General features: G+C 71.6%; 7 protein-coding genes and 1 pseudogene. 2 read left to right on the top strand and 6 right to left on the bottom strand.

The window, feature by feature from the left end:
* A pseudogene (locus AB8Z75_RS29900) lies at positions 1-527 on the bottom strand (hypothetical protein); the annotation flags it as partial.
* A 170-nt stretch (positions 528-697) separates the two neighbouring features.
* Between AB8Z75_RS29900 and AB8Z75_RS29895 the strand changes: the two are divergent.
* Entirely contained in the window at positions 698-1,264 is a 567-nt protein-coding gene (locus tag AB8Z75_RS29895) for an FxLYD domain-containing protein (protein ID WP_369207428.1), read from the top strand.
* A gap of 95 nt (positions 1,265-1,359) precedes the next feature.
* On the opposite strand, the gene AB8Z75_RS29890 is transcribed toward AB8Z75_RS29895, so the two are convergent.
* From AB8Z75_RS29890 to AB8Z75_RS29875, 4 genes are read right to left on the bottom strand one after another with little or no spacing between them, the layout of a single operon-like run.
* A complete protein-coding gene (locus AB8Z75_RS29890) occupies positions 1,360-2,160 on the bottom strand; it encodes an enoyl-CoA hydratase/isomerase family protein (RefSeq protein WP_369207426.1) in 801 nt (266 codons plus the stop codon).
* A complete protein-coding gene (locus AB8Z75_RS29885; RefSeq protein ID WP_369207424.1) occupies positions 2,157-2,279 on the bottom strand; it encodes a hypothetical protein in 123 nt (40 codons plus the stop codon). Before AB8Z75_RS29885 ends, AB8Z75_RS29890 begins: the two co-directional genes overlap by 4 nt.
* On the bottom strand, positions 2,276-2,761 hold the full coding sequence (locus AB8Z75_RS29880) for a Zn-ribbon domain-containing OB-fold protein (RefSeq protein WP_369207422.1): 486 nt from the start codon (positions 2,759-2,761) through the stop codon (positions 2,276-2,278). The genes AB8Z75_RS29885 and AB8Z75_RS29880 overlap by 4 nt, the downstream gene beginning before the upstream one ends.
* Positions 2,762-2,766: 5 nt before the next feature.
* Positions 2,767-3,906, bottom strand: coding sequence for a lipid-transfer protein (locus tag AB8Z75_RS29875; RefSeq protein ID WP_369207420.1), 1,140 nt, complete (start codon positions 3,904-3,906; stop codon positions 2,767-2,769).
* 288 nt (positions 3,907-4,194) lie between these two features.
* Here AB8Z75_RS29875 and AB8Z75_RS29870 point away from each other — a divergent pair, with 288 nt between their 5' ends.
* Entirely contained in the window at positions 4,195-5,781 is a 1,587-nt protein-coding gene (locus AB8Z75_RS29870; RefSeq protein WP_369207430.1) for a FadD3 family acyl-CoA ligase, read from the top strand.
* A 53-nt stretch (positions 5,782-5,834) separates the two neighbouring features.
* On the opposite strand, the gene AB8Z75_RS29865 is transcribed toward AB8Z75_RS29870, so the two are convergent.
* Positions 5,835-6,038: a hypothetical protein gene (locus AB8Z75_RS29865; protein ID WP_369207418.1), complete on the bottom strand. Its 204-nt coding sequence runs from the start codon at positions 6,036-6,038 to the stop codon at positions 5,835-5,837.
* Positions 6,039-6,243 lie beyond the last annotated feature (205 nt).

Genomic DNA, 6,243 nt, shown 5'->3' with positions numbered 1-6,243 from the left:
GCACCGGCGTACGGCTGCTGGGGCGGGGGAGGCCCCGCGTACGGCTGCTCCAGCGTGTCCTCGTCCGGGTCTCTCTCCGTGCGGGAGGGGGCGGCGGCGCGGTGGCGCACGGCCCGGCGCCCCGCCATCATGGCGCCGGCGAGTAGCAGCAGGAGACCGCCTCCCAGGGCGAGCCAGGCGCCCGAGGCGAGCCCCCCGGTGTTGCCGGCGGAGAGACTGCCCGCGGCCTGTCCCTGCCGCACCATCCACAGGACGGTGAAGCCCAGGGCCAGCACGCCCGCGACGAGCACCAGGATGCGGGAGCGCGCCAGCACACCCAGCACGGCGACCACGGCCGCGAGCAGCATCAGCACGAAGAGGCCGGTGAACAGGGCGGCGCCCGAGCCGGTGATGCCGGCGGACTGGAAGAGGGTGTCGAGGCGGAAGTCGCGTCCGAGGCGGCCGTCGTACCACGGTCGGAAGGGGCTGTAGACGGCAGCAGCCGCCCCGATGAGGGCGAGCAGCGACCCGATCGCGTTGCGGATCATGGTCTCGCCTCGCTTCCCGGCGCCGCTCCCGACGCCGTACGGGTGCGTGATCCGCTCTCGACGCTACGCCGCCGGGAACCCCCTCGCCACTGTGGGCGTCTTGAGCCGGTGGCAGACGTTGAACTGGACGCGACAAGACGTGTGGTGTCCACGTATTTTCGGGGGTTCTGATGAAGCGGTTGCGGCACCTGAAGCTGATCGCCGCCGTCTCGGTCGTTCTGCTGGCGCTGACGGGGTTCAGCCAGGCCCGCTCGTCAGGTGGTCACAGCGGTGGCGGTGGCAAGAGCCGCAGCAGCGGTCACGGGGGAGGCGGTTGCAGTAGCGAGAAGTCCAGCAGCCACAGTCACAGCGGCAGCTCGGACAGCGACTACACCAGCGGTTCCACCAGTGGCTACACCAGCGGCTACACCGGTTCCGGCAACTCCAGCAGCTCCAGCTCGACCTCCGGCAACGGTTCGGGCGGCAGCAGTGCGAACGGATCCGGACACGTGACCGAGTGCGCCGAGGCCGAACCGGGAACGAAGCCCGGCGCGACCGTGCGGGTGCGCAACTCGGGCGACAGGTCGGGCACCTTCGCCGTCGAGGTCGACTTCCTCGACGCGGCCGGTCAGGTCATCGACTCAGGCTCCGCCCGCACCACCGTCAAGGGCGGCGGGTCCAGGTCGGTGAAGGTGCCGATGGAGACCCCGTCGAAGGTCCACGACGTGGTGGAGTGCGAGGTCTCCTCGGTCAGGTGAGACCGCCGAGGCGCGCGTCACCTGCCGCACGGAGGGGCGTCCCCACCGCACGGAGGGGGCGGAGCCACGCTCCGTCGGGGGCGGGGGTCTGTGCCCTACCGGGTGCGGAAGGAGGCGCCCCCGCCCCGTCCGCTCTGTCGGCGCCCCGCGAACAGCTCGGCCTGCCGCTCCGGCGACAGATTGCCGAGAGCGATCAGCGCCGGGGCCTGCGCCATCGCTTGGCTGCGGGCCGCTTCTCTCGCCGCCCACACCGCGCGTACCGTTCCCTGTACCGCCTCGGGCGGGTAGGAGGCCAGGGTCCGCGCGCAGTCCAGCGCGGCGTCCAGCGCCCCGCCCGTCGGCGCGAGTTCGGAGACCAGCCCGGTCTCGTACGCGCGCCGCCCCGAGATCCGTTCGGCCGTTCCCATCAGCGCCATCCGTGCCACCTCACCGAACGGCATCCGCTGCGCCATCCCCATGGCCTCGTACGCGCTGACCATGCCGTAGGTGGTGTGCGGGTCGAAGAAGGCGGAGTCCTCCGTCGCCACGAGGAACTCCGCCTCGCCCAGCAGGTAGAACGCGCCACCACAGGCCATGCCTTCCACGGCGGCGAGCACCGGTATCCACAGGTCGTTGCTCTTCGGGCCGATCGGGAGCAACGGGTCCTCGATCGCGAACGGTGACGCCGGCTGCGGCACGGCCTCCGTGTCGGCGACCGCCGACCTGTCGATACCCGTGCAGAAGGCCCGCCCACCCGCACCGGTCACCACGGCCGCACGGACCGACCGATCGGTACGCAACTCCCGCCACGTCCGGGAGAGGACCCGTGCGTCGGCGAGGTCCAGCGCGTTGTGCTTCTCCGGCCGGTCCAGCGTCACCGTCGCCACACCGTCCCGGCACTCCAGCCTGATGCTCACGCGCCTCCCTCCCCGCTGCGCACGCCCGCTCCCTCCCCGCCGCTCACGGCCGTTCCCTCCTTGCCACTCACGGCCGCTGCCACCTCGCCGCTCACGGCCGCTCCCTCCTCGCTGCTCACGGCCGCTCCAGTACCCAGCGCGGCACCGTCACCCGCTCGGCGCCCTCGCCCAGCGCGCAGAAGACGGCCCGTACCGGCGCACCGATGCGCAGCCTGGCGGCGTCCACGGAGCCGAGCCGGGCGTCCGGCGCGGCGACCAGATTGCCGACCAGCCGGATCGTGGGGTCCTCGACGAGCTCCACCACCGCCACGTCGTACGGCGCGATCTCGGCGTACGCGGGCAGCAGCGGCGGGTGCGCGACCACGTACGACCAGACGCGCCCACGTCCGCTCACCTTCTGCCACTCGCTCTCGAACGACTGGCAGCGTGGACAGCACGGCCGCGGCGGGAAGCGGCGCACTCCGCAGCCGCAACAGGTCTGGACGCGCAGTTCCCCCTTCGCGGCGTACGCCCAAAAAGGCGCGCCGTCGTCGTCGGGGACGGGCGGCAGCAGCCCGTCCCCGGGAACCGGTGTCACGGAGGCGGTCGCGGTCGCGGTCATCTCTCTCAACTCCTCAGCAGCAGCGCGGAGGTGGGCACGCACGCGCCCGCCGTCACCAGACAGGTCGAGGCGTCGGGCACCTGCGCGGTGGAGGTGCCGCGCAGCTGCTTCACCCCCTCGGTGATCAGGTTGAAACCGTGCACGTACGCCTCGCTCAATCCGCCCCCCGCGGTGTTCAGCGGCAGGCGGCCACCGATCTCCAGCGCGCCGCCCTCGGTGAACGCCGCTCCCTCCCCTCGCCCGCAGAAGCCGTAGCCCTCCAGGGAGAGTGGTACGAGCACGGTGAACGCGTCGTAGATCTGCGCGACGTCCACGTCGGCCGGCGTGATATCCGCCTGTTTCCACAACTGCTGGGCCGCCGTCCACGCGGGGCCGCGCAGGGGATCGTCGTTCCAGTAGTCGACCATGCCGTGGTGCTGTGCGGGCATCCCCTGCGCCGCGGCATGGACGTAGACGGGCTCGCGGCGGCAGTCGCGGGCGCGGTCGGCGGAGACCAGGACACAGGCGAGCGCCCCGTCGGTCTCCAGACAGTTGTCGAACAGGCACAGCGGCTCACTGATCCAGCGGGCCGTCATGTACATCTCGCGGGTCAGCGGGCGCTCGTACATCATCGCGGCGGGGTTCTGGTTGGCACGGTTGCGGCAGGCCAGGGCGACGTTGAAGAGGTGGTCGCGGGTGGCCCCGTACTCGTGCATGTACCGTCGGGCGAGCATGCCGATCTCGTCGGCGGGGCGCAGCAGTCCGAAGGGGCGCGTCCACTGCGCGGGCGTGGGGAGTTGCGCCGCGGTGTTTCCCCACGGACGGGTGCCCGAACCCCGTTTGCGGGAGCGCCAGGCGACGCCCACGGTCGCCTGTCCGGTGGCGATCGCGGCCACCAGGTGCGCGACGGTCGCGCAGGAGCCGCCACCGCCGTACCCGACCTTTGAGAAGAACGTGACGTCCCCGGCGCCGATCGCCTTGGCGACCTCGACCTCGTCGGTCTCCTCCATCGTGTACGAGGCGAAACCGTCCACCTCGCAGGGGGCGATTCCCGCGTCCTCCAGCGCGCCCAGGATGGCGCGGCAGGCCAGGCTCTTCTCGGACTCGTCGAGCCGTTTGGCGAACGGCGTCTGCCCTATGCCGACGATCGCCGTGGCGTCCTTCATGGCGTCCTCCTCGGGCGACCTGACTGGTGCACCGCTGCTGACAGTGCGGGAGGCTACAGCTAATCTGACGGGGTGTCAGGTGTCGGTGCGCGACGAAAGCCGCGCAGCCGTCGGGGAGCAGTGGTGCACTGCTGCGGCAGTACGGCAGTGCGGCAGTGCGGCAGTGCGGCAGTGCGGCAGTGCAGGGGTGCTGCGGAAGCGGCTCGGGCAAGGAGGCGCACAGTGAGTGGTACGAACATCCCACCCGAAGCGGCCCCGACGGCCGCCGTCGCAACAGGCGCGGAAACCGTGGCCGGGACCATCCCGGCTCTCGTCCGGGCCGCCGCCACCCGCTACGGGGAGCGCGAAGCCGTCGTCGAGGGGCGCACCCGGATCTCGTACGCCGACCTGGGCGAGCGCGTCGAACGGGCCGCCGCCGCATGTCTGGCCTCCGGCCTGGAACCCGGCGACCGGGTGGCCGTCTGGGCACCCAACACCCTCGACTGGATCGTCGCCGCACTCGGCGCGGTCACCGCCGGCGGCGTCCTCGTCCCCCTCAACACCCGCTTCAAAGGCGCCGAAGCCGCCTACGTCCTCGGCAAGACCCGCGCCAGGCTGCTGTTCGTCACCGGCACGTTCCTGGGCACTTCGTACGTCGCCTCACTGCGCCGCGCCACCGCTGAGGGGCTGGGCGGAGGGCCGCTGCCGGGACTGCCGCACCTGCGAGAGGCGGTCGTCCTGGCGCAGGACGCGCCTGCCTCCTTCCGCACCTGGAAGGACTTCTTGGCCGACGGCGCGTCGGTCCCCCGCGAAGCAGTCCGTGCACGCGCCGCCCGGATCAGCCCCTCCGCGCCCTCCGACCTCACCTTCACCTCGGGCACGACAGGGCACCCCAAAGGCGCCGTGATCACCCACGAACAGACGCTCCGCGTCTACAGCGCATGGAGCGAACTGGCGGGGCTCGCGGAAGGCGACCGCTACCTCATCGTCAACCCGTTCTTCCACACTTTCGGCTACAAGGCGGGCATCATCGCCTGCCTGCTGCGCGGCGCGACGATGATTCCGCAGCCCGTCTTCAACGTCGAGACGGCGCTCGCCCACATCGCCACCGAGCGCGTCAGCGTGCTGCCGGGGCCACCCACCCTCCACCAGGCGCTGCTCGACCATCCCGCACGCCGCCAGCACGATCTGAGCGCGCTCCGCCTGGTCGTCACCGGCGCCGCCGTCGTCCCCCTCGAACTGGTCGAGCGGCTGCGTGCCGAGTTGAAGGTCGGTACCGTCCTGACCGCCTACGGCCTCACCGAGGCCTCCGGCACCGTCACCATGTGCCGCCGCGGTGACCCCGCCGAAACCGTCGCCGCCACCTCAGGGCGGGCCATACCCGGCACGGAGGTGAAAGTCGCCTCCCCTGCGGGCGCCGCCCTGCCGCCCGGCGAACCCGGCGAGGTCCTGGTGCGGGGCTACCACGTCATGTCCGGCTACTTCGAAGAGCCGGACGAGACCGCCGCGGCCTTCACCCCCGACGGCTGGCTGCGCACCGGCGACATCGGCGTCCTGGACGCCGAAGGCAACCTGCGCATCACCGACCGCATCAAGGACATGTTCATCGTCGGCGGCTTCAACGCCTACCCCGCCGAGATCGAACAACTCCTCAGCCGGCATCCCGACATCAGCGAGGCCGCCGTCATCGGCGTGCCCGACCCCCGCCTCGGCGAGGTCGGCAAGGCCTTCGCCGTCCGCCACCCGGGCGCCACCGTCACCGCCGACGACCTCATCGCCTGGTCCCGTCGGGAGATGGCCAACTACAAGGTGCCCAGGGACGTCGAATTCGTCGCGGCACTGCCGCGCAACGCGAGCGGCAAGGTGGTCAAGACGCGGTTGCGGGGCAGGCGGTGACGTCGCACGTCACCGCCTGCGAGCCCCTCGGCCCTCCGGGCCACGTCGACCGTTCAGCCGGCCTGGGGCGCCGTGGGCGCGACGGTCCCCTGGTTGTTGTCGAGGTCGGGCAGGAGGGTGGAATTGCGCTCCAGAACGGAGATGGTCTGTACCCGATCGGAGGGTGCCATGCCAGCAGCCACAGCGGGAGCGGACGCAGTCCCCAGAGCGCCCAGGGCGGCAGCACAGGTGACGATGAGCTTGGTGGAGCGGGACATGAAGGCACCTCCGGAAGCGAAAACGTGTTCTGCTCTGTACTTTGACGCGGCGCGGGCCTGAGAAACGGCAGAAGTCGGTCATGAGCCGAGGGCCGCGGCCGACGACTCCCCCTCTGCGTCGTCGGTCGCGGCCCTCGTGTCCCCCGTAGGACGGCCCCCGAACCACTCGTTCCCCCTGGTGGGCGCCCTGCTTGCCGGCCTGGTT

It is taken from the genome of Streptomyces sp. PU-14G (assembly GCF_041028275.1).
In the GTDB taxonomy this organism is placed as follows: Bacteria; Actinomycetota; Actinomycetes; order Streptomycetales; family Streptomycetaceae; genus Streptomyces.
The sequence above is the reverse complement of the archived record's forward strand: the minus strand, read 5'-3'. Positions and strand labels throughout refer to the sequence as shown.